General features: G+C 70.2%; 17 protein-coding genes. 3 read left to right on the top strand and 14 right to left on the bottom strand.

Going from position 1 to position 22818, the window contains the following annotated elements; genetic code table 11:
- Nucleotides 1–296 precede the first annotated feature (296 nt).
- On the top strand, nucleotides 297–1985 hold the full coding sequence (asnB, locus tag EAT51_RS14190) for an asparagine synthase B (protein ID WP_130521337.1): 1689 nt from the start codon (nucleotides 297–299) through the stop codon (nucleotides 1983–1985).
- A 205-nt stretch (nucleotides 1986–2190) separates the two neighbouring features.
- Here asnB and EAT51_RS14185 read toward each other — a convergent pair whose 3' ends face one another.
- Nucleotides 2191–3237: a right-handed parallel beta-helix repeat-containing protein gene (locus EAT51_RS14185; RefSeq protein ID WP_130561768.1), complete on the bottom strand. Its 1047-nt coding sequence runs from the start codon at nucleotides 3235–3237 to the stop codon at nucleotides 2191–2193.
- Nucleotides 3238–3508: 271 nt separating this feature from the next.
- On the opposite strand from EAT51_RS14185, the gene EAT51_RS20315 reads away from it, so the two are divergent.
- Nucleotides 3509–3877, top strand: coding sequence for a response regulator (locus EAT51_RS20315; protein ID WP_165394527.1), 369 nt, complete (start codon nucleotides 3509–3511; stop codon nucleotides 3875–3877).
- Nucleotides 3878–3884: 7 nt separating this feature from the next.
- Here EAT51_RS20315 and EAT51_RS14175 read toward each other — a convergent pair whose 3' ends face one another.
- Nucleotides 3885–6314, bottom strand: a complete 2430-nt coding sequence (locus EAT51_RS14175; protein WP_130561767.1) for a penicillin acylase family protein — start codon at nucleotides 6312–6314, stop codon at nucleotides 3885–3887.
- A 168-nt stretch (nucleotides 6315–6482) separates the two neighbouring features.
- Here EAT51_RS14175 and bfr point away from each other — a divergent pair, with 168 nt between their 5' ends.
- Nucleotides 6483–6974: a bacterioferritin gene (gene bfr, locus EAT51_RS14170; protein ID WP_130521345.1), complete on the top strand. Its 492-nt coding sequence runs from the start codon at nucleotides 6483–6485 to the stop codon at nucleotides 6972–6974.
- Between the two features lie 84 nt (nucleotides 6975–7058).
- Here bfr and EAT51_RS14165 read toward each other — a convergent pair whose 3' ends face one another.
- The 12 genes from EAT51_RS14165 to uppS all read right to left on the bottom strand — a co-directional run bounded on the left by EAT51_RS14165 (nucleotide 7059) and on the right by uppS (nucleotide 22812).
- Nucleotides 7059–8018: an acetyl-CoA carboxylase carboxyltransferase subunit alpha gene (locus EAT51_RS14165; protein WP_130521348.1), complete on the bottom strand. Its 960-nt coding sequence runs from the start codon at nucleotides 8016–8018 to the stop codon at nucleotides 7059–7061.
- Nucleotides 8019–8104: 86 nt separating this feature from the next.
- Nucleotides 8105–11665 carry a DNA polymerase III subunit alpha gene (gene dnaE / locus EAT51_RS14160; protein WP_130521350.1) on the bottom strand — a complete coding sequence of 1187 codons (3561 nt, stop codon included), beginning with the start codon at nucleotides 11663–11665 and terminating at the stop codon, nucleotides 8105–8107.
- A gap of 94 nt (nucleotides 11666–11759) precedes the next feature.
- Complete coding sequence (locus EAT51_RS14155) at nucleotides 11760–12410, bottom strand: ribonuclease HII (protein ID WP_228257956.1); 651 nt, start codon at nucleotides 12408–12410, stop codon at nucleotides 11760–11762.
- Between the two features lie 8 nt (nucleotides 12411–12418).
- Nucleotides 12419–13672: a lipid-A-disaccharide synthase gene (gene lpxB / locus EAT51_RS14150; RefSeq protein ID WP_130561766.1), complete on the bottom strand. Its 1254-nt coding sequence runs from the start codon at nucleotides 13670–13672 to the stop codon at nucleotides 12419–12421.
- Between the two features lie 14 nt (nucleotides 13673–13686).
- Complete coding sequence (gene lpxA / locus EAT51_RS14145) at nucleotides 13687–14472, bottom strand: acyl-ACP--UDP-N-acetylglucosamine O-acyltransferase (RefSeq protein WP_130521356.1); 786 nt, start codon at nucleotides 14470–14472, stop codon at nucleotides 13687–13689.
- A gap of 4 nt (nucleotides 14473–14476) precedes the next feature.
- Nucleotides 14477–14944 carry a 3-hydroxyacyl-ACP dehydratase FabZ gene (gene fabZ / locus EAT51_RS14140; protein ID WP_130521358.1) on the bottom strand — a complete coding sequence of 156 codons (468 nt, stop codon included), beginning with the start codon at nucleotides 14942–14944 and terminating at the stop codon, nucleotides 14477–14479.
- Nucleotides 14941–15972, bottom strand: coding sequence for a UDP-3-O-(3-hydroxymyristoyl)glucosamine N-acyltransferase (lpxD, locus tag EAT51_RS14135; RefSeq protein WP_130521360.1), 1032 nt, complete (start codon nucleotides 15970–15972; stop codon nucleotides 14941–14943). Before lpxD ends, fabZ begins: the two co-directional genes overlap by 4 nt.
- Before the next feature lie 92 nt (nucleotides 15973–16064).
- Nucleotides 16065–18377, bottom strand: coding sequence for an outer membrane protein assembly factor BamA (bamA, locus tag EAT51_RS14130; RefSeq protein WP_425478245.1), 2313 nt, complete (start codon nucleotides 18375–18377; stop codon nucleotides 16065–16067).
- Nucleotides 18378–18634: 257 nt separating this feature from the next.
- Nucleotides 18635–19993: an RIP metalloprotease RseP gene (gene rseP / locus EAT51_RS14125; RefSeq protein ID WP_130521364.1), complete on the bottom strand. Its 1359-nt coding sequence runs from the start codon at nucleotides 19991–19993 to the stop codon at nucleotides 18635–18637.
- Complete coding sequence (gene dxr, locus EAT51_RS14120) at nucleotides 19990–21198, bottom strand: 1-deoxy-D-xylulose-5-phosphate reductoisomerase (RefSeq protein ID WP_130521366.1); 1209 nt, start codon at nucleotides 21196–21198, stop codon at nucleotides 19990–19992. The genes rseP and dxr overlap by 4 nt, the downstream gene beginning before the upstream one ends.
- A 4-nt stretch (nucleotides 21199–21202) precedes the next feature.
- On the bottom strand, nucleotides 21203–22057 hold the full coding sequence (locus EAT51_RS14115) for a phosphatidate cytidylyltransferase (RefSeq protein ID WP_130521368.1): 855 nt from the start codon (nucleotides 22055–22057) through the stop codon (nucleotides 21203–21205).
- The gene (gene uppS / locus EAT51_RS14110) at nucleotides 22054–22812 is read right to left on the bottom strand and encodes a polyprenyl diphosphate synthase (RefSeq protein WP_130521370.1); all 759 of its coding nucleotides are present in this window, start codon (nucleotides 22810–22812) and stop codon (nucleotides 22054–22056) included. Before uppS ends, EAT51_RS14115 begins: the two co-directional genes overlap by 4 nt.
- Nucleotides 22813–22818 lie beyond the last annotated feature (6 nt).

The following is a 22818-nucleotide window of genomic DNA, read 5'->3' as shown; positions in this document are numbered from 1 at the left end:
GGGTTGCGCCGAGCGCGGAAGCCGGGTTAACGTCGCCCCATGCCGTCCGTCCTGGCCAACGTCGCGAACAACAACAACCGCAATCTGCGCGCGAATAATCGTGCGCGACCGATGCGGGTCTGCGACTAGGCAAAGCAACAACGACGAACGCCTGAGGAACCAGAAAACCCGCATCGGCCGATGCGGGTTTTTTTATGCGTGTGCAGGTCCCTCTGCGAAAAGCCTGGCCCTCCGTGGCCGGGGATCCAACTACAAGCGCCACTTACCCCACGTCAGGTTCCTTCAGGAGTTCTCCCATGTGTTCGATCTTCGGCATCTTCGGTCTGCAACCCGGCGATGATCTGGGCGCGCTGCGCCGGCAAGCGCTGGAGTGCTCGCAGCGTCAGCGCCATCGCGGCCCGGACTGGAGCGGCGTCTACGTCGACGACGGCGCCATCCTGGTGCACGAGCGCCTGGCCATCGTCGATCCAGCCGGCGGCTCGCAGCCGCTGCTGAGCGAGGACGGCGAGCTGGCCCTGGCGGTCAACGGCGAGATCTACAACCACCGCGAACTCAAGGCCGAGCTCCAGCAGCCCTACGCCTTCCAGACCGGCTCGGACTGCGAGGTCATCAACGCCCTCTACCGCGAGGACGAGGTCGAATCCTTCCTCAACCGCCTCAACGGCATCTTCGCCTTCGCGCTGTGGGACCGCGCCGCCGGCCGGGTGATCATCGCCCGCGACACCATCGGCGTGTGCCCGCTGTACTGGGGCCACGACAGCCAGGGCCGCCTGCGCGTGGCCTCGGAGATGAAGTCGCTGTCCGAGCAGTGCGCCGATGTGGCGCAGTTCCCACCGGGCCACTGGTACGACAGCGCCACCGGCGAGCTCAAGCAGTACTACAAGCGCCCCTGGCGCGACTACGACGCCGTGGAGGGCGTCGAGGTCACGCCGACCGAGCTGCGCGAGGCGTTCGAACGCGCCGTGCATCGCCAGCTGATGACCGACGTGCCCTACGGCGTGCTGCTCTCCGGCGGCCTGGATTCCTCGCTGGTGGCTGCGGTGGCCGCGCGCTATGCGCGTCACCGCATCGAGGACGGCGACCGGACCGAGGCGTGGTGGCCGCGCCTGCATTCCTTCGCCATCGGCCTGAGCGGTTCGCCCGACCTGGCCGCGGCCAAGGTCGCCGCCGAATCGCTGGGCACGGTGCACCACGGCTTCGAGTACACCTTCGAGGAAGGCCTGGACGCGCTGCCCGAGGTGATCCGCCACATCGAGACCTACGACGTCACCACCATCCGCGCGTCCACGCCGATGTTCCTGCTGGCGCGGCGGATCAAGGCGATGGGGGTCAAGATGGTGCTCTCGGGCGAGGGCAGCGACGAGATCTTCGGCGGCTATCTGTACTTCCACAAGGCGCCCAACGCGCGTGAGTTCCATGAAGAACTCATCCGCAAGCTGGACGCGCTCTACAACTACGATTGCCTGCGCGCCAACAAGTCGATGATGGCCTGGGGCGTGGAGCCGCGCGTGCCGTTCCTGGACCGCGAGTTCATGGACGTGGCCATGCGCATGGATGCCGCGCACAAGATGATCACGGTCGGCGCCGACGGCAGGAAGCGCATCGAGAAGGCGGTGCTGCGCGAGGCCTTCGCCGGCTATCTGCCCGATTCCATCCTGTGGCGGCAGAAGGAGCAGTTCAGCGATGGCGTGGGCTATGGCTGGATCGACGGGCTCAAGGCGCATGCCGAGGCCCAGGTCACCGACCGCGAGCTGGCCGCGGCCGACAAGCGCTTCCCGGTGAACCCGCCGCAGACCAAGGAGGCCTACTACTACCGCACGCTGTTCGAGCAGGCTTTCCCGTCCACCGCGGCGGCCGAGACCGTGCCGGGCGGCAAGTCGATCGCCTGCTCCTCGCCGGCGGCGATCGCCTGGGACGCGAGCTTCGCCGCGGCCGCCGACCCGTCCGGTCGCGCGATCGCGGGAGTGCATGCGCAGGCGCTGTGATGTCGGTGGGTTGGGCCGCATGCAGTGCGTCTTCCGCAGCCGTTGAGGGAGTCCGGCAAACCGTCGTTCCCGCGAAAGCGGGAACCCATGGACGTCGCGCGATCCGCACGAAAGTCCCTGGATCCCCGCGTTCGCGGGGATGACGGGTGTTGGGTTTGCGGGGGGAAGGCGGCCGCCGCTTCGGCAACTAGCCCCCGCCTACGGCCTACGGCTCGTGCCGCACGCAGTAGCCGTAGCGCTGCGGGTCCATGTCCACGCCCGAGGCGCTGGCCTGGTTGCTGGCCTTCCAGATGTTCGGCTTGAAGGTGGCGCTGGTGCAGTTGGCCGACTTGTCCACGCCGATGGTGTAGGTGAACGGGTCCTTGTCGAAGTGGTTGGCGTCGAAGACGTTGTTCTGGCTGACGCTGTTGTCCCAGCACTGGGTGCTGCCATCGGCGTTGCGGAAGCGGATCGCGCAGGTCAGGAACACGCCCGCGCCGTGGTTGCCGCTGAAGGTGTTGCCGACGAACAGGTTGCCCGAGGAATTGGACAGATACGCGCCCTGGCTGCCGTTGTTCGACAGCACGTTGTCGCGGATCTGGCTGTCGCGCAGCTCCTCCGCGGTGATCCCGGCGGCGACGTTGTCGTGCACGCGGTTGTCGGTCATGGTGACCTTGGAGGTGCTGTTGAAGGACACCCCGTCCCAGACCGCGCCGGAGACATCGTTGTGGTCCAGGGTGATGTCGCGACTGCCCTGTTCGGTCAGCAGGCAGGCGCTGCGGCACTGGCTGGCATGCAGGCCGGTCAGGCGCACGTCGTGGCCGTTGCGCACCACCACCGCGCTGTTGCTCAAGTAGGGACGCTCGGGCATGAACTCGTGCTCGACGTCCTTGGCGCCGATCAGGCTCAGGTCGGCGATGGTGACGCCGGTGATCGGGCGGCGCGGCACCTGCTGCTGATAGTCGCCCACCACCAGCAGGGGCTGCTGCACGTCGGGCGCCATGCGCAGGACGGTGGTCGGGCCGGCACCGCGCAGGGTGAGGTGGTCGCGCTGGATCGAGACCAGGCCCTTGAGCGGATACTCGCCCGCGGCCAAGCACAACGTCACCGGCGCGTCGCCGGCCGGCAGCGCGTCGATGGCCTGCTGCAGGTTGTCGCCGGGCTTGGCGCGCGCCGTGCAGCTGGACGGTTCATCGGCCAGCGCGCGCAGGGAGAGCGCGCCCAGTAGCGCAGCTGCGGTCAGTCGCAATGGGGTCGAGCGATGAATCTTCATGGGGGAGAAGGCAAGGGAATCGACCTTCAAGAGCCTAAGGATCGCCGCTGAACGCCCGGCAGGCGATGCTTCACCGGGCTGTCCCGGCGGTCAGCATGGTCGAAGCCATGTGTGTGCGACGGCCCTTCTCCGACGGCTTTTGCGTATGCATGGTGTGCACGGCACGCACACGCGGTCTTGGCATCGGTCTCGCCATGATCCGCCCCGACAGTCACGAGGCGGCGCGGCAACCCGGACAGCGTGTCGTCTGCAACCGAGAGGACTCGACCGGATGGGCAAGCGCCTGCGAGTACTGATGGTGGACGACAACGCCGAACTGCTGCGCGTGGTGCAGGACGGGCTGTCGATGTACCAGGTGGACGTGGTGACGGCCGGCAGTGCCGGCGAGGCGCTGGACCTGCTGATCCGCGACGGCGGCTTCGACGTGGTGATGAGCGATGTGCTGATGCCGTTGGGCATGTCCGGCGTGCAGCTGGTGGAGATGGTGGCACGCGAGTACCCGCAGATCGCGGTGGTGCTGACCTCGGGCTATCCGCAGGCCAGCCTGCCGGAGATGCCGCGCGGCGTGCGCTTTTTGCCCAAGCCCTATCAGTTCAGCGGCCTGATGGCGGCGCTGAACGAGGAAGTCAGCCTGCACTGAGCACGCGTCAGCGCGCCGGGACCAGTTGCAGCGTGTGCTGCGCCGGACCGGGCAGGAACGGCGTGCCCCGCCCCTGGACCCAGTCGGCATGGCCCGCGCCCCAGAACGGCGACATCGGATGACCGCTCTGCCCGCCGGGCATGTGCACGAAGCCGTCGGCCTCGTGGCCCGGCGAGACCACCATGCGCTCGGACGCGCCGAAGGCCGGCGCCTGCACGCGCGGCATGTCCCCGGCGCCGGGCAGGCGATCCGGCGGCATGCACAGCCACGACTTGAAGCGCGCGGGCAGCGCCGCCGCCAGCGGGTGACAGATCGCCGCCGTGTTCTGCTCGCCCCAGGTGCGCTTGGCCAGCGGACCGATGGCGGTCAGTTCGCGGCGGGTCTCGTCGGCGGCTTCCTCCAGCAGACGCGACCAGCCGGCGGTGTCCTCGCAGGCAGCCCCTTGCTGCTCCGCCGCGCAGGCGAACCGGCGCGGCAACAGGTGCGCGGGTCGCTGCTCCAGCAGCGGCCAGACCACGCCTTCCAGCTGCGGGAACAGCGCGGCCGGCGGCCGATCCAAGGCCACGCCCGCCGGCGCCACCAGCCCCTCGGCAATGCGGTCCTGCACGGCCAGGCGCCAGCGCCGCACCAGGCGGAAGCTGACCGAATCCGCGCTCGCCCGGCCGTCCCAGTGGTCGGCCGCCTTGGCCAGCGCCGCCAGCGCCGACGAGGGCGGCGCGCCCTGGGCTTCGCGCTGCAGCAGCGCCCACCAGCGCTGCAGGAACACGGCGCGGTCGTCCAGCTGCACGGCCAGCAGGCTGCGTTCGTCAGCGCGTTCGAGCCGCTGCAGGTCGTTGCGGATCTGCCGCGCGCGGGCGCCGAGCACATAGCCGCCATCGCCCAGCACCGCCAGCAGCGGGCCGTCGGCGACGCGGTTGTTGGCCGTCCACAGCCGGCCATCGGCCGGATCGGCGAGCGGCTCGACCAGCTGGGTGGAGATCGGCCAAGCCGGGCAGGGCGCGGCGGGCCGGCCCTGCGCATCGAACGCGGCCGAGGCGCTGGGCAACACCAGGGCGCTGGCCTCGCAGCCCGGCGTGCGCTGCGGCAGCGGCCCGAGCAGGCGCCAGGCGATGCGGCCCCCGGCGTCGGCGAGCAGGAGGTTCTGCGCGGGCACGGCGACGTGCCCGGCCATGCGCAGCGCGTCGTCCAGATCGCCCGCGCGGGCGAAGTCGTCCAGGCCCAGGTTGAGCGCGCCGGGCAGGTGCCCGACCCAGCGCAGCGCCAGCGCTTGGCCGCCGGGCAGGTCCTCGACCAGCGGGCCGTAGGCGCTCTGGCGCACTTCGAGCGTCTGCGCCGCGGCGCCGGCCACGGCGAGCGTCTCTCGGTACACGCGCACCGGCGCGCAGCCCGGCGCGGGCGTGGCGGCGCAGGGCGTGATGCGGAACAGGTCGGCGGTGTCGGCGAAGCCGTTGGTGAAGCCCCAGGCCACGTGCGTGTTGCTGCCCACGATCACCGCCGGCAGCCCCGGCAGGCTGAAGCCGGTCACGTCCACGCGGCCGCCCGGCGCGCGCGGATCGGCGTAGCGCAGGCGCACGCGGAACCAGAGGTTGGGCGCGCGCAGGGCCAGGTGCATGTCGTCGGCGACGATGGCGCGGCCATCGGCGGTGTGGGCCGCGGCCACGGCGAAGTTGTTGCTGCCCGGGGCCAGCGCTTCGCCGCCAGCGCCGGCCGACGCGGCTGCCGGCAGGGTGCGCAGGTCCACGACGTCGGCGCCGGGCAGCACCGCATCCTCGCGCGGCGCGCCCTGCAGGGGCGCGTCCCAGTGGCTGCCGTCGTGGCCGAGCAGGGCGAACAGGGCCGGCGGCAGGCGCTGCTGCAGCTTCCACAGCGACAGGGCGCGGGCGTCGTCGGCGTCCTGCAGGTCGAAGTACATCGCATCGCCGGTGAGCACGGCATCGGCCGCGGTCCACGGCTGCGGCCGCTGGCGCAGCAGCAGGTAAGGCCAGGGCCGCACGCGCAGCGCGGCCAGGCCGGCATTGACCCCGGCGGTGTAGGCGTCCAGTTCGGCGCGATGGTCGCCGGCGAAGGCATCCAGGCCGGCCTCGGCGCGGGCGCGCATGCGGTGCAGGCGATGGCGCCGGTCCAGCGGCAGGGCGCGGGCGCCGAACAGCGCGGCCAGCTCGCCGGCCGAGGTCCGGCGCATCAGGTCCATCTCGAAATAGCGCTCCTGCGCGTGGACGTAGCCGAGCGCGCGTGCCGCATCGACCGGGTTGCCGGCCTCGATGGTCACCGTGCCCAGCGCATCGCGGCTGATGCTCACCGGGCCCGACAGGCCGGCGATCTGGCGCTGTCCGTCCAGCGTGGCCAGGCTGCCGCGCAGCAATAGCCAGGCGACCAGCGCCAGCAGCAGGCACAGCACCAGCAGGGACAGCAGGACACGACGCAGCCAGCGGATCATTCGAGGCGGTTCCGGCCAGCAGGGGGAGGCTGGCCCGCGCACAGCATGCCCGGATTGTGTGAAGCCGGGACGGCATCGGCGCGGGCTGCGAGTGAAAGTGATTCCGTTTAAGACATCGTCCGCGCCGATGCGCGACCATGGCGGCCGTTCCAGTCACGAGGTTCCGCCATGAAAGGCCATCCCGAGGTCATCGCCTGCCTGATCGACCTGCTGCGCGGCGAGCTTGCCGCCCGCGATCAGTACTTCCTGCATTCGCGCCGCTACGAGGACCAGGGCCTGCAGCGGCTGTACGAGCGCATCGGCCACGAGATGGAGGAGGAGACCGAGCACGCCGACGCGATCCTGCGCCGCATCCTGTTCCTGGAGGGCGACCCGGACATGCGCCCGCATCCGTTCACCCCCGGCAAGACCGTGGTGGAGATGCTCGAGGCCGACCTGCAGACCGAGTACAAGGTGCGCGCCGACCTGGCCGCCGGCATGAAGCTGTGCGAGGAGAAGGGCGACTACGTCAGCCGCGACATGCTGCTGGCGCAGCTGCGCGATACCGAGGAAGACCACGCCTGGTGGCTGGAACAGCAGCTGGGCCTGATCAAGCGCATCGGCCTGGAGCTGTACCAGACCTCCAAGATCGGCGACGGCAGCGCGACCGCGCAGCACTGAAGGCCGCGCCCAGGGTCACAACGCAAGACGCCGGGCAGTGCCCGGCGTCTTCGTTTGCGTCGATCGTGCGGCGCGCCGCGCTGCTCAGGCCGCCTCGTAGGCGCCGTAGCCGCGCAGACGCTCGTAGCGGCGCTGCAGCAGGGTGTCCACCGGTACGTCGGCCAGGGCGTCCAGTTCGCCCAGCAGCACGGCCTTCAGGCGCGTGGCCATGGCGCGCGGGTTGCGGTGGGCGCCGCCGGTGGGTTCGCGCACGACCTTGTCCACCAGGCCCAGCTCGCGCAGGCGCCTGGCGGTCAGGCCCAGCTGCTCGGCCGCGTCCTTGGCCTTGCCCGCGTCCTTCCACAGGATCGAGGCGCAGCCTTCCGGGGTGATGACCGAATAGGTGCTGTACTCGAGCATGATCGTGCGGTCGCCCACGCCGATGGCCAGCGCGCCGCCCGAGCCGCCTTCGCCGATCACGGTGCACACGATCGGCACCTTCAGCTCGGCCATCTCCATCAGATTGCGGGCGATGGCCTCGGACTGGCCGCGCTCCTCGGCGTCGATGCCGGGCCAGGCGCCGGCGGTGTCGATCAGGGTGAGGACGGGCAGGCCGAAGCGTTCGGCCATCTTCATCAGGCGCAGCGCCTTGCGATACCCCTCCGGCTTGGGCATGCCGAAGTTGCGCATGATCTTTTCCTTGGTGGCGCGGCCCTTCTGGTGGCCGATCAGCATCACCGGGCGCCCGTCGATGCGGGCCAGGCCGCCGACGATGGCCTTGTCGTCGGCGAAGGCGCGATCGCCGGCCAGTTCCTGGAACTCGTCGCAGAACACCTTGATGTAGTCCAGCGTGTAGGGCCGGGCCGGATGGCGCGAGAGCTGGCTGACCTGCCACGGGGTCAGGTCGCGGAAGATCTGCGCGGTGCGCGTGCGCAGCTTGGTCTGCAGGGCGCGCACTTCGGCATCGACATTGACCGCCGGACCGGCGCTGGCGCTGCGCAGCTCCTGGATCTTGGCTTCCAGATCGGCGATGGGCTGTTCGAAATCGAGGTAATTGGGATTCATCGGCAAGCGGTGAGCCGTAAAGCGGGGGAGTTTAGCCGATGCGGGCACAAGGCCCCGTACCGGGGGGTGTGGTGCGGCGCGCGGGCCTAGTGCGCCCAGGGGCGGTGGCCGACGGCCATCTTCACGGTGCGCACGCCGGGCAGCTCGCGCAGGGTGCCCATCAGGTCGGCATCGACGCTCACCGACTGGCTGCCGTTGATCTCGACCATGCCGGCCACGCCGCCTGGCAGCAGCAGGTCCAGGCGCAGCGAGGTACGCCCGGGGCGATGCTGGTCGAGCAGGGCCTCGATGCGCTGCAGCACGCCGGGCACGCGCAGGTCCAGGCGCACCGACAGCTTCTGCGTGGCCTGGACCAGCTGGGCGTAGTCCCAGACCTGGCGCAGGCGCAGGCTGTAGCCGCCGTTGAACTCGTCCTCGCGCAGCTCGCCCTTGACCACCAGGATGCGGTCGCGGGTCAGCAGCTGGCCGAACTCGGCCATCGCATCGGAGAAGGCGCTGCACTCCAGGCGGCCGCGCCCGTCCTCCAGGGTGATGAAGCTCTGGCTGTCGCCCTTCTGCCGCACGGCGACCACCTTGCCGGCCAGCACCGCGACCACGCCGGGGCGCCACTTGCGCTCGCCGCCGCCACCGCCGCCGGATTGGCTGGACCAGATCGTGTCCAGGCTGCCCAGGTCGTTGCCGACCAGGGCGCGCAGATCCTCGCGGTAGGGATCCATCGGGTGGCCGGACAGGTAGAAGCCCAGCGTGTCCCGCTCGGCCGCCAGCTTGTGCGCCAGCGGCGCCTCGTCGCATTCGGGCAGCTCGATGTGGATGTCGTCGCCCCCGGCGCTGGAGCCGAACATGTCCACGATGCCGGCGTTGCGGTTGCGCGCCAGCTGATCGATGGCCTTCATCACCTCGGGTACCTGCAGCATCAGCGAGGCGCGGTTCTTGCCCAGCTCGTCCAGCGCGCCGGCGTTGATCATCGCCTCCAGCGTGCGGCGGTTCAGGCGCGCGGCCTCGGTGCGCTTGCAGAAATCCAGCAGGTCGCGGTACGGGCCGCCGCGCTGGCGCTCGGCCACGATCGCCTCGCACGCGCCCTGGCCCACGCCCTTGATCGCGCCCAGGCCGTAGCGGATGGTGGTCGCATCGGTGGCCACGAACATGAAGTCCGAGTGGTTCACCTCCGGCGGCAGGATCTCCAACGACAGGCCGCGCGCATCGGCCAGGAAGCCCACCACCTTGTCGGTGTTGTCCATGTCCGAGGACAGCGTGGCGGCCATGAACTCGGCCGGGTAGTGCCGCTTGAGCCAGGCGGTCTGGTAGCTGACCAGCGCATAGGCCGCCGCGTGCGACTTGTTGAAGCCGTAGCCGGCGAACTTCTCCATCAAGTCGAAGATCTCGTCGGCCTTGGCCTGATCCACGCCGCCCTTGGCGGCGCCCTCGCGGAAGATCTCGCGGTGCTTGGCCATCTCGGCCGGCACCTTCTTGCCCATCGCGCGGCGCAGCAGGTCGGCGCCGCCCAGCGAGTAGCCGCCGACGATCTGCGCCATCTGCATGACCTGCTCCTGGTACACCATGATCCCGTAGGTGTCCTGCAGCATGTCCACCGTGCGCGGATCGGGGTACTCGAACTCCTGCTGGCCGTGCTTGCGCGCGATGAAGTCCGGGATCAGGTCCATCGGGCCGGGGCGGTACAGCGACACCAGCGCGATCAGGTCCTCGAAGCGGTCGGGCCGGGCGTCCTTGAGCATGCGCCGCATGCCCGAGGATTCGAACTGGAACACCGCGCCGGTGTTGGCCGCGGCGAAGATGTCGCGGTAGGTGGGCACGTCGTCCAGCGGCAGCGCGGCGATGTCCACCGGCTCGATCCCGGCGCGCGCATGGCGCGCGTTGATCGCCTTGACCGCCCAGTCGATGATGGTCAGCGTGCGCAGGCCCAGGAAGTCGAACTTCACCAGGCCCACGGCTTCCACGTCGTTCTTGTCGAACTGGGTGACCGGGTTCTTGCCGCGCGTGCCCTCGTCGTGTTCGGCGAACAGCGGGCTGAAATCGCTCAGCGGCGAGGGCGCGATGACCACGCCGCCGGCGTGCTTGCCGGCGTTGCGGGTGAGGTCTTCGAGCTGGCGCGCCAGGTCGATCAGGTCGCGCACGTCGTCTTCGCTGCCGTAGCGCTGGATCAGCTCGGCCGAGGCCATCTCGCTGTCCTTGCCTTCGCCCATCGCGTCCTTGAGCGTGATGCCCAGGATGTTGGGAATCAGCTTGGCCACGCCGTCGACGAAGCCGTACGGGAAGCCCAGCACGCGCCCGCAGTCGCGCACCACCGCCTTGGCCGCCATGGTGCCGTAGGTGATGATCTGGCTGACGCGGTCGCGGCCGTACTTGCGCGCGACGTAGTCGATCACCTCATCGCGCCGGTCCATGCAGAAGTCGATGTCGAAGTCGGGCATCGACACGCGTTCGGGGTTGAGGAAGCGCTCGAACAGCAGGTTGTACGGCAGCGGATCCAGATCGGTGATCTGCAGCGCCCAGGCCACCAGCGAACCGGCGCCCGAACCGCGACCCGGGCCGATCGGGATGCCCTGGTTCTTGCCCCACTGGATGAAGTCGGCCACGATCAGGAAGTAGCCGGGGAAGCCCATCTTGATGATGGTGTCCAGCTCGAACTCGAGCCGGTCCACGTAGTCTTGGCGCGTCTTGCCCGGCGCCAGCGGATTCTTCTCCAGGCGCGCGTCCAGGCCGCGGCGCGACTCGCTGCGGATCCAGCTGTCCAGCGTCTCCTCGTCCGGCACCGGGTAGGCCGGCAGGAAGTAGGTGCCGAGCTTGAGCTCGATGTTGCAGCGCTGCGCCAGCGCCCAGGTGTTGTCGATCGCGTCGGGCACGTCGGCGAACAGCTCGGCCATCTGCTCGGCGGACTTGAGGTACTGCTCGCGGCTGTACTCGCGCGGGCGCTTGGGATCGTCCAGCACGCGCCCCGAGGCGATGCACACGCGCGCCTCGTGCGCATCGAAGCCCTCGGGCGTGAGGAAGCGCACATCGTTGCTGGCGATCACCGGCAGCCCGCGCGCGGCGGCCGCGTGCAGGGCGAAGGCGTTGAACGCCTCCTCGCCCTCGCGCTGGGTGCGGGTCAGCTCCAGGTGCAGGCTGTCGTCGAAGGCGCGCTGCCAGTCGGCGATGTGCTGCTCGGCCAGGTCGTGGCGGCCGCTGGCGGCCAGTCGCCCGGCCTGGCTGTTGCGGCCGATGATGCCGAACAGGCCCGAGGTGTCCTCGCGCAGCCAGGCCGGATCGATCGCCACCCCGTCGGTGCGATGGCCCTCCAGCCAGGCGCGCGTGAGCAGGCGCGACAGGGTCAGGTAGCCGCCGTGGTCGCGGCACAGCAGGGTGATCGGCCACGGCGTGCCGTCTTCCTCGATCACGCTGACGTCGGCGCCGGCGATGGCCTTCATGCCGACCTTTTCGCAGGCGTTGTAGAACTTCACCAGCGCGAACAGGTTGTTGCGGTCGGTCACCGCCAGCGCCGGGGCCTGCAGTTCGACCGCGCGGCTGACCAGGTTGGGCCGCTTGGCCTTGGACGGCAGGCCCTCGTCCGGTTTCTCGGGCACGCGGATGGTCGAATCCGCCAGCGAGAATTCGGTGTGCAGGTGCAGGTGGATGAAGCGGGAAGACATCGGGGCCAGTGTACGCAAGCCGGCCTGCGCGGGGCAGGCTTGACAGGCCCGCGGGTCGGCGCGGGCCGGCCTCTACGCGTTCAGGCCCAAAGGCCTAGAACAGCGCGACCTGTCCCAGCCCGGCCCGGCGCGCGGCGGCCTCGCGCACCGGCGCGAAACTGTGACGGTGCTGCGGGCAGGGGCCGTGCGCGTCGAGCGCGGCCAGGTGCGCGGGCGTGCCATAGCCCTTGTGCACGGCGAACCCGTATTCGGGATGGGTCTGGTGCAGCTCGCGCATCATCCGGTCGCGGGTGACCTTGGCCAGGATCGAGGCGGCCATGATCGCCCGGTCGCGGCCGTCGCCGCCGATCAGCGCATGCCCGGGGCAGGGCAGGCCGGCGGGCACCCGGTTGCCGTCGATATGGGCAACGCCGGCCACGTGCGCCACCGCTTCCACCGCCAGGCGCATGCCGAGCATCGTGGCCTGGTAGATGTTGAGCCGGTCGATGTCGGGCACCTCCAGCACCACCACGTGCCAGGCCAGCGCACGCTCGGTGATGCGGCCGTAGAACAGCTCGCGCTTGGCGGCGGTGAGCTGCTTGGAGTCGTCCAGCCCGTTGATGCGCGGGCGCGCCGGGTCGAACACCACCGCCGCCACTGTCAGCGGCCCGGCCAGCGGCCCGCGCCCGGCCTCGTCGACGCCGGCGACGAGCAGGGGCCGGAGACCAGGGGCCGGAGGCAAGGGAGAAGGCTGGCAGCCGGGCATCGGGTCGTTCATGTCGATGTCGAGGCCTGGTCCCTGGCCCCCGACCCCTGGCCCCTGCTTTCCAGCAGTTCATCCACCGCATCCGCTGCGCGCGCCGAGGCGTCCTGGCGCAGCAGGGCGTGCAGCTCCAGATAGCGTCCCTGCAGCGCGGCGACCGCCTCGGGATGCGCGAACCACTCCAGCACCGCCGTGGCCAGCCGCTCGGGCGTGCAGTCTTCCTGCATCAGCTCGGGCGCGAGGTCCTCACCGGCCAGGATGTTGGGCAGGGCGAAGCGCTTGACCTTCAGCAGGCGCAGCCTGCGCGCCAGCCAGGCCGAGGCCGGGGCGACCTTGTAGCCCACCACCATCGCGCGCTTGGCCAGCATCGCCTCCAGCGTGGCCGTGCCCGAGGCCAGCAGCACCACGTCGCTGGCGACCATCGCCTCGCGCGCCTGACCATCGAGCAGGCGCGGACGCGGCGAGGGGAAGGGCGTGGCGGCCAGCAGCGGCTCCAGCACGGCGTGCACGGCCGGGTTGGCGGCCGGAATCAGCACCTGCAGGCCAGGTACCTGCTCGGCCACGCGCAGGGCGGCATCGATGAAGTCCTGCGCCAGCCGGCCGACCTCGCCCATGCGGCTGCCGGGCAGCACCGACAGCACCGGCCGCGTGCCCAGGCCCAGCGCCGCGCGCGCGGCCTCGCGATCTGGCTGCAGCGGCAGCGCGTCGGCCATGGGATGGCCGACATAGCGCGCATCCACGCCATGGCGCGCGTAGATGTCCGGCTCCATCGGAAACAGGCACAGCACCAGGTCGGCGCTGCGGCCGATCCGGTCGGCGCGCTTCTCGCGCCAGGCCCAGACCGAGGGGCTGACGTAATGCACGGTGGGCACGCCGCGCTGCTTGAGCCAGCGCTCCATGCCCAGATTGAAGTCCGGCGCATCGATGCCGATGAACACGTCCGGCTGCCAGTCCAGCAGCTGCTGGCGCAGCGACTTGCGCAGGCGCAGCAGGCGCGGCAGGTGGCGCAGGACCTCGGTCAGGCCCATCACCGCCAGTTCGCTGGCGTCGAACCACGCATCCAGCCCGGCCGCGCGCATGCCCGGACCGCCGATGCCGGCGAAGCGGGCCTCGGGATGGCGCTGGCGCAGCTGTGCGATCAATCCGGCGCCGAGCGCATCGCCGGAGGCCTCGCCGGCCACCAGCGCGATGCGTGGCGCGCGTGCGCCCTGCGGACCTGCCATCAGCTCGGCCAGGGTGCGCGAGGAGCCGGCCGTCGTAGGCATCAGGCGTGCACCGCTCAACGCACCAGGCGGCGCTCGCCGTGGGCGATGAAGTCGAGCATGGCCTGCACATCGCTGCTGTCCTTGGCCTGCTCGGCCAGCTGCGCCTGGGCCTCGGCCAGCGGCAGGCCGGCCACGTACAGCGTGCGGTAGGCGCGCTTGATCGCGGCGATGCGCTCGGCATCGAAGCCGCGGCGCTTGAGGCCTTCGCTGTTGATGCCGCGCGGGCGGCCATGATCGTCGGCGGCGAACATGGTGAACGGGGCGACATCGCCGCCGACCAGTGCGCCCATGCCGATGAAGGCGTGCGCGCCGACGCGACAGAACTGATGCGCGCCGGAGAAGCCGCTGAAGATCACCCAGTCCTCGACCGTCACATGCCCGGCCAGGGTGGTGTTGTTGGAGAACACGCAATGGTTGCCGACGTGGCAGTCGTGCGCCACGTGGGTATAGGCCAGCATCCAGTTGTCATCGCCGATGCGGGTGACGGTGGTGCCGGTGACGGTGCCGCGGTTGAGCGTGACGAACTCGCGGAACACGTTGCGGTCGCCGATCACCAGCTCGGTGCGTTCGCCGGCGAACTTCTTGTCCTGCGGCGGTCCGCCCGCGGCGACATGGCCGACGAAATGGTTCTCGCGGCCGATGCGGGTCGGGCCGGTGATCGAGCAGTGCGGGCCGACGATGCTGCCATCGCCCACTTCCACATCGGCGCCGATCAGGCTGAACGCACCGACCTGCACGCCGACGCCGAGCCTGGCGCCCGGGTCGACCACGGCCGAAGGGTGGATCAGGGTCTGCGCCATCGGCTCAATCTCCCTTGCCCTTGTCGACCTCGGCGCACAGCATCTCGGCGCAGGCGACCTGCTTGCCGTCCACGCGCGCGATGCCCTCGTACACGGCCATGTTGCGGATCTTGCGCTTGATGGTGACCTCCATCTCAAGGCGATCGCCCGGCACCACCGGCGCGCTGAACTTCACGTTCTCCACCTTGACCAGGTAGAACAGCTTGCACGCGGCCGCCTCGCCGTTGGCGATCTGGGTGATCAGGCCGCCGGCCTGGGCCAGCGCCTCGATGATCAGCACGCCCGGCATCACCGAGCGCTCGGGGAAGTGCCCCATGAAGAACGGCTCGTTGAAGGTGACGTTCTTGTAGGCCTTGATGCGCGTGTCCGGCTCGAGTTCGGTCACCCGGTCCACCAGCAGGAACGGATAGCGATGCGGCAGCAGGCGCTGGATGGTTTCGATGGTGAGCGGCAGTTCCAGGTTCATCGTCATGGTGCTTCTTGGGTGTCCTTGCCGGAGGGAATCCGGCGGGCGAGCGCATCGAGCTGGCGGAAACGTGCCGCGTTCTTGCGCCAGGTGCGGACATCGGTGATGGGAAGGGAAGAGGCGTAGGTGCCCGGCTCGGTCACGGGACCTGCGACCATGGACATGGCCAGCACGGTGACCTTGTCGCCGATCTCCAGGTGGCCGGCCACGCCGACCTTGCCGGCCAGCATGCAGTACTGGCCGATCTTCGCGCTCCCTGCGATACCCACCTGCGCGGCCATGGCGGTGTGCGCGCCGACCTGCACGTTGTGGGCGATCTGGATGAGGTTGTCCACCCGCACATCCTCGGCCAGCACGGTGTCTTCCAGCGCGCCGCGGTCGATGCAGGTGTTGGCGCCGATCTCGCAATCGTCGCCGATCACCACCCCGCCCAGTTGCGGCACGTTGAGCCAGCGCCCGGCCTCCATCGCCAGGCCGAAGCCCTGCGCGCCGAGCACGGCGCCGGGATGCACGCGCACGCGCCGACCCAGGCGCACACGCACCACCAGGGTGACGCGGGCGACGAGCTCGCAGCCTTCTTCCAGGCTGCAGTCCTCGCCGATCACGCAGCCCGGGCCGACGATGCAGCGCTCGCCGACCACGCTGTTGGCGCCGATGTAGACATGCGCGCCGATGCTGGCGCTGGCGGCGATGCGCGCGGAAGGCTCGATCACCGCGCTGGGATGGATGCCCGGCGCGCGCGGATAGGTCGGCTCGAACAGCTCGGAGACCTTGGCGAAGGCCGCATGCGGATCCTTGGCCACCAGCGCCACGCCGCGCACGCCCTCGACGTGGTCGCGGCCGACGATCACCACCGAGGCCTGCGTGGAGGCCAGCAGGTCGGCGTAGCGCGGATTGGCCAGAAAGGCCAGCTGCCCGGGCCGCGCGCCGGCCAGCGTCGCCACGCCGGTCACGACGGTGTCGCCATCGCCATGCAGTTCCAGGCCGAAGCGCTCGGCCAGGGCGCCAGCCGTCTGGGAAGAAGGAGTGGTCATCGGCGGCATTTTACCCCGGACCCGCACCGCACAAGCGAAGGCCCGGTCGAGCCGGGCCTTTGCCTGTGCCAGCGAGGGTCGACGCGTGGCGCTTAGAACGAGCCGCCGAAGGTGAACTGCAGGCGCTCGATCTCATCGCCCGGCTGGGTCTTGAGCGGGAAGGCGTAGCTGATCGAGATCGGGCCCACCGGCGCGCGCCACAGCAGCGCCACGCCCGTGGAGGCGCGCAGGTCGTTGGCGTGGAAGTTGTCGTAGCCGTTGAACACGTTGCCCACGTCGATGAAGGCCGAGATGCGCGCGGCGTTGGAATCGAACAGCTTCGGGAACAGCATCTCGATCTGGCCGATCGTCTTGAGCGAACCACCCAGCGGCTGGCCGCGGTTGTAGTAGGCGGTCGGTTCCGAACGCGGGCCCAGGGTGTTGTCCTCGAAGCCGCGCACCGAGCGCACGCCGCCGGCGTAGAAGTTCTCGTAGAACGGCAGGCCGGTGGCGGTGAAGGTCTCCGCGACCGCGCCGGCCGTGCCGCATGCCACGGCGACGTCGGTGGCGGGGTCCTTGCAGATCACGCGCGAGGTGTCGCTGCCGTAGCTGTTGCCGTAGCCGATCTCACCACCGGTGCGCAGCACGAAGGCCGGGCTGAGCGGCCAGTACTTGGAGAACTCGTAGTTGAGCTTGTAGTACTCCACGGTCGAGCCGGGCAGGGTGATTTCCGCCGAGACGCGCTGGTAGGTGCCGCGGGTGGGCATCCAGTAGTCGTTGCGCGTGTCGCGCGCCCAGCCGACCTGGGTGCGCCAGGCGTGGAAGGTGCGGCTGCCAAGCGCCTTGACGTAGTCGACGATGGCCTGCGGGGTGTAGTTGTCGTAGGTGCTGACCTGGGTCGAGTCGACGCCGAACATGACCGAGATGCTGTCGCTCTCGCTCAGCGGGATGCCCAGGATCGTCTGCGCGGCGACGTTGCGCGAGGAGTACGCGGCGGTGTTGTAGTCCGAGTAGTCCAGGTCGCTGTAGGACAGGTTGTAGCCCAGCGACACGCCGTCGTCGGTGAAGTACGGGTTGGTGAAGGAGAACGAGTAGCGGCTCAGGTAGTCGCTGCGCGAGGCCTCGACCGACACGCGGTTGCCGCCGCCCAGGAAGTTGTTCTGCGACAGCTGCACCGAGGTGGTGATGCCGGACAGCTGCGAATAGCCCAGGCCGAACACGAAGCTGCCCGAGGTGGTTTCCTTGACGTTGTAGATCACGTCCACCTGATCGCGCGTGCCCGGCACCGGCTGGGTCTGCACGTCCACGGTCTCGAAGTAGCCCAGGCGCTGCAGGCGGATCTTGGAACGGTCGATCGCCGCCTGCGAGTACCAGGCGCCTTCGAACTGGCGCATCTCGCGGCGCAGCACCTCGTCGGCGGTGCGGCTGTTGCCCTTGAACTCGATGCGGCGCACGTTGACGCGCGGGCCCGGCACGACCTGGAAGTTGATGCCGACCGTGCGCTTGTCGCGGTCGATGGTCGGGATCGGATTGACCTGGGCGAAGGCGTAGCCGATGTTGCCCAGCGTGGCGGTGATGCCGTCGGAGGTCATCTCCAGCAGGCGGCGCGAGAAGATCTGGCCCTTGCGCACCAGCACCATCTTCTCCACGCGCTCCTGCGGCAGGATCGTGTCGCCGCTGACCTTGACGTCCGAGACGGTGTACTGCTCGCCCTCGGTCACCCCGCCGGTGATGAACATGTCCTTCTTGTCCGGGCTGATCGCGACCTGGGTCGAATCCAGGCTGAAATCCACGTAGCCGCGGTCCAGGTACCAGGAGTTGAGCTTCTCGATGTCGCCGGAGAGCTTTTCCTTGGAGTACTGGTCGTCGCGCTTGTACCAGGACAGCCAGTTGTGCTCCTGCGACTCCCAGCCCTCGCGGATGTCTTCCTGCGGGAACTTCTCGGTGCCGATCAGGTTGATGTGGCGGATCTTGGCCGCCTTGCCTTCCTTGATCGCGATGGTCACGTCCACGCGGTTGCGGTCCAGCGGGCTGACCGTCGGGGTGATCTGGACGTTGTACTTGCCGCGGTTGTTGTACTGGCGCACCAGCTCCTGGGTGACGCGGTCCAGCGCCAGGCGGTCGAAGGTGCCGCCCTCGGACAGGCCGATGTCGTTCAGGCCCTTGGTCAGGTCCTCGGTCTTGATGTCCTTGTTGCCGGTCAGCGTCAGCTTGTTGATCGCTGGACGCTCCTTCAGCGTGACCACCAGGATCGAGCCCTGGCGCGAGAGCTGCACGTTCTCGAAGAAGCCGGTCTTGTACAGCGCGCGGATCGCCTCGCCGATCTTGGCCTGGGTCACCGTGTCGCCGCGCTCGATCGGCAGGTAGGTCAGCACCGTGCCGCTGGAGATGCGCTGCACCCCGTCCACGCGGATGTCGCTGGCCACGAAGTCCGAGGCCGAGGCCGGGGCGGCCGGCTGCGTGCCGAAGGCCGGCGCGGACGGCTGCTGCTGCGAGCCGAACGGCGGCACCGTGCCGGTCGACTGGGCCCAGGCCGGTGCCGCGATGGCCGAAGCCAGGGCAAGGGCGAGCAGGCGGCGGGTCGGGAGTCGCGTCATCATCACATCCGTCGAAAAACTGGTTTTGGAGTGACCCCGTGCGGGGCCGGGCCGCGACGCGGCCATGGAAGAGGTAGTGGAGGGCATCAGATCACCGGGCGCAGGATATCGTTGTACAGCGCCAGCCCCATCAGGCCAGCCAGGAAGGCCAGGCCCACGAACTGGCCCGCAGCCATGGCCCGCTCGCTGAGCGGGCTGCCCTTGACCAACTCGATAAGGTAATACAGCAGGTGTCCGCCGTCCAAGACCGGGATCGGCAGCAGGTTGACGATGGCCAGGCTCAGCGAGAGCAGGGCCAGGAACTGCAGGAACCAGGTCAGGCCGCGTTCGGCCGAGGCATTGGCCACCTTGGCGATGGTGATCGGCCCGGAAACCCCCTGCAGCGAGGCGTGGCCGGTCACCATGCGCCGGATCATGCCCAGCGAATCGGAGGCCAGCTGCCAAGTCTGGCGCAGGGCGGCGGGAATCGCCTGCAGCGGCCCGTAGCGCTGCAGCGCGTCGTAGGCCGGGGCGGTGTCGCGGCCCAGGGAGATGCCCAGACCCCAGTAATGCGCGCCGCTGGCCGGGTCGGTCATCTGCCGCGGCCGCAGCGGCAGGGCCAGGCGGCTGCCCTCGCGTTCGACCTCGATCATGACCTCGCCGCCGCGCGCGCCCAGGGTCTGCACCAGCGGACGCAGGTCGGCGGCCTGCTGCACCGGCTCGCCGTCGATGGCGGTGATCAGGTCGCCGACCTGCAGCACGCCGGCGGCGGGCGAATCGGCCGCGACCGCGCGCACCTGCGCCGGATCGACCAGGAACTGCCAGCGCAGGCCCAGCGTCCCGGCCACGTCCTGCTCGTTGAAACCGGCCGGCACGCGCGAAGTGTAGACCGTGCGCTCCAGCGTATTGCCCGCCGCGTCCTCGACCCGGGCGCGCGCGTCGCGCCCGTCCATCGCCGCGCCGGTCAGCTCGATCGTGGCCTCGGTCGCGGTCGGGGTGCTGCGCCCGTCCACGTTCAGGATGCGGTCGCCCGGGCGCAGGCCGGACTGCTGGGCGATGCCGGCCACGTGGCCGACCACCGGGGCGAAATCCTCCTTGCCGATCACGAACATGGCCCACAGCAGGGCCACGCACAGGATCAGGTTGGCGATCGGCCCGGCCGCGACGATGGCGATGCGCTGGCCGACCGGCTTGCGGTTGAAGGCCTCGTGCAGGCGCTCGGGAGGAACGTCGGCCTCGCGCTCGTCCAGCATCTTGACGTAGCCGCCCAGCGGGATCGGCGCGATGGCGAACTCGGTGCCGTGGCGGTCGCGGCGCGACCACAGCGGCTTGCCGAAGCCCACCGAGAAGCGCAGCACGCCCACGCCGCAGCGACGCGCGACCCAGTAATGGCCGAATTCATGGAAGGTGACCAGCACGCCGAGTGCGACGATCAGCCACCAGATGGAGCCTGCGATATCACTCATGCGGAAACGGCGTGGCCTGTGGTGCGGTGGATCCAGTCCTGGCTGAAGCGCCGCGCGAGGCCATCGGCCGCCAGCAGCGCCTCCAGCGTCTCGGCCGGGGCATGCGCATGGGCGGCGAGGGCATCCTCGACCAATGCAGGGATCGCTAGGAAACCGATCCGGCCCTGAAGAAAGGCTGAAACGGCCGATTCGTTGGCCGCGTTGAGCACCGCCGGCGCCGCGCCGCCGGCCGCCAGGGCCCCCCAGGCCAGCCGCAGGCAGGGGAAGGCCTCCATGTCCGGCGCCTCGAAGTCCAGCCGGCCGTGCGCCAGCAGGTCCAGCCCGCCCACGCCCGATTCCAGCCGCTGCGGCCAGCCCAGGCCGACCGACAGGGCGGTGCGCATGTCCGGCAGGCCCAGCTGGGCCAGGGTCGAGCCGTCGATGAAGTCCACCAGCGAATGCACCAGGCTCTGCGGGTGTACCAGCACGTCCAGCCGCTCGCGGCCGACGTCGAACAGATGCGCGGCCTCGATCAGCTCCAGGCCCTTGTTCATCAGCGTGGCCGAATCGACCGAGATCTTCGGCCCCATCGACCACTTGGGATGGGCCACGGCCTGGGCCACGGTGACCGCCTCCAGCGAGGCGCGGCTGCGCCCGCGGAACGGCCCGCCCGAGGCGGTCAGGATGATCCGGCGCACCTGCGCCCCGGCCTGGCGCGAGCCCAGGCACTGGAAGATGGCGTTGTGTTCGCTGTCGATCGGCACGATGTCCGCGCCGGAGGCCTGCGCCGCGGCGATCACCAGGGCGCCGGCCAGCACCAGCGATTCCTTGTTGGCCAGCAGCAGGCGCTTGCCGGCGCGCGCGGCGGCCAGGGTAGAGGACAGCCCGGCGGCGCCGACGATGGCGGCCACGACCGTGTCGCAGGCCTGACCGGCCACCAGCGCGTCCAGCGCCGCCTCGCCGGCATGCGCCTGGATGGCGGACAGGCCGGCGTCGGCCAGCGCGTCGCGCAGCTCGGCGTAGCGGGCCGGATCGGCGATCACGGCATGGTCGGGACGGTGGCTGCGGCACAGCGCGACCAGCGCCGGGACATTGCTGCCGGCGGCCAGCACGGTCGCGCGCAGCTGGTCCGGGTGCCGGGCGATCACGTCCAGCGCGGAGCTGCCGATCGAGCCGGTGGCGCCGAGCACGGCGACGCGACGCGAGAAGGGAACAGGCGCATCCATCGGCTTAGAACCCCAGCAGCTCGCGGCCGATCAGGAACACCGGCAGCGCGGCGATCACGCCGTCGATGCGGTCCAGCACGCCGCCGTGGCCGGGGATCAGGTGGCCGGAATCCTTGGCCCCGACATGCCGCTTGAGCAGGCTTTCGAACAGGTCGCCGGCCACCGAGAACAGCACGGTCACCACGCACACCAGGGCCAGCGCCGGCATCTGCGCCAGCGACACGCCCGCCAGCCAGCCGCCGAGCAGGCCGATGACCACGCCGCCGATCAGCCCGCCGGCCAGGCCCTCGATGGTCTTGTTGGGGCTGATGCGCGGGGCCAGCTTGTGCTTGCCGAAGGCGCGTCCGGCGAAATACGCCCCGCTGTCGGCGGCCCAGACCAGCGCCAGGGCGGTCAGCAGCCACAGATGGCCGCTCATGCCGGCCTTCGGGTCGAAGCTGTTGGAGTGGATCAGGCACAGCGCGCACCAGGCCGGCACCACCGCCAGCGTGCCGGCGGCCAGCTTGAACAGCCGAGCCCAGGTCTGGTGGTCCGAGGCGAAGGCGTAGAAGCGCAGCCACACCAGCGCCAGCACCCACCAGGCCACGCCGATCAGCGACACCAGCTGGAACAGCGCCGGCGAAAGCCCGCTCGGCGCGCGGCTGGCCCAGGTCAGCAGCACCATCAGCGCCAGGTTGAGCAGGACCAGCACGGTGCGCGCCAGGGTGTCGTCCACCTCGGCCAGCTTCAGCCATTCCCACAGGCCGATCAGGAACAGCGCGGCGGCCAGCGCGGCCAGCCACGGTGTGGGCAGCAGCACGATGGCGGCGATCGCTAGCGGCGCCATCACCAGCGCGGCGATCACGCGGACGCGGGTCATGCGGGAGCTCCCTGCGTGGCGACCTGCTCACCGGTCAGGCCGAAGCGGCGCTCGCGCTGGGCGAAATCGTCCAGCGCGGCTTGCAGCACGCCGGCATCCAGGTCGGGCCACAGGGTCTCGGTGAACCACAGTTCGGTATAGGCCAGCTGCCACAGCAGGAAGTTGCTGATGCGGTGGTCGCCGCCGGTGCGGATGAACAGGTCCGGCGGCGGCAGGTCGGCCAGCGCCACGCGCGAATCCAGGCTGGCCTCGTCGATGTCCTCCGGCCGCAGCCGGCCGGCGGCGACCTCCACGGCCAGGGCGCGCGCCGCGTCGGTCAGGTCCTGGCGACCGCCGTAGCTGGCGGCGATCGCCAGGGTCAGCGCGGTGTTGGCGGCTGTCTGTGCCTCGGCCGCCGCCATGCGCGCCACGATCGCCGGGGCGAACCGCGCGCGCTGGCCGATGAAGCGGATGCGCACGCCGCGGCGGTGCAGCTCATCGACCTCGCGCTCCAGCGCGCCCATGAACAGCTTCATCAGCGCGCTCACCTCGTCGGCCGGGCGGCCCCAGTTCTCGCTGGAGAAGGCGAACAGGGTCAGCGCCTCGATGCCGCGCTCCAGGCAGAAGTCGATGCACAGGTTGACCGCGCGCGCGCCGGCGCGGTGGCCGATCATGCGCGGGCGATGGCGGCGCTGCGCCCAGCGGCCATTGCCATCCATGATGATGGCCAGGTGGCGCGGCTGGGCGCGGGGCAGGGCGGGCGGCATGGCGGTCATGAGGGC

Source organism: Pseudoxanthomonas winnipegensis, from assembly GCF_004283755.1.
Classification (GTDB): domain Bacteria; phylum Pseudomonadota; class Gammaproteobacteria; order Xanthomonadales; family Xanthomonadaceae; genus Pseudoxanthomonas_A; species Pseudoxanthomonas_A winnipegensis.
This window is presented reverse-complemented; position numbering and strand designations above follow the sequence as displayed.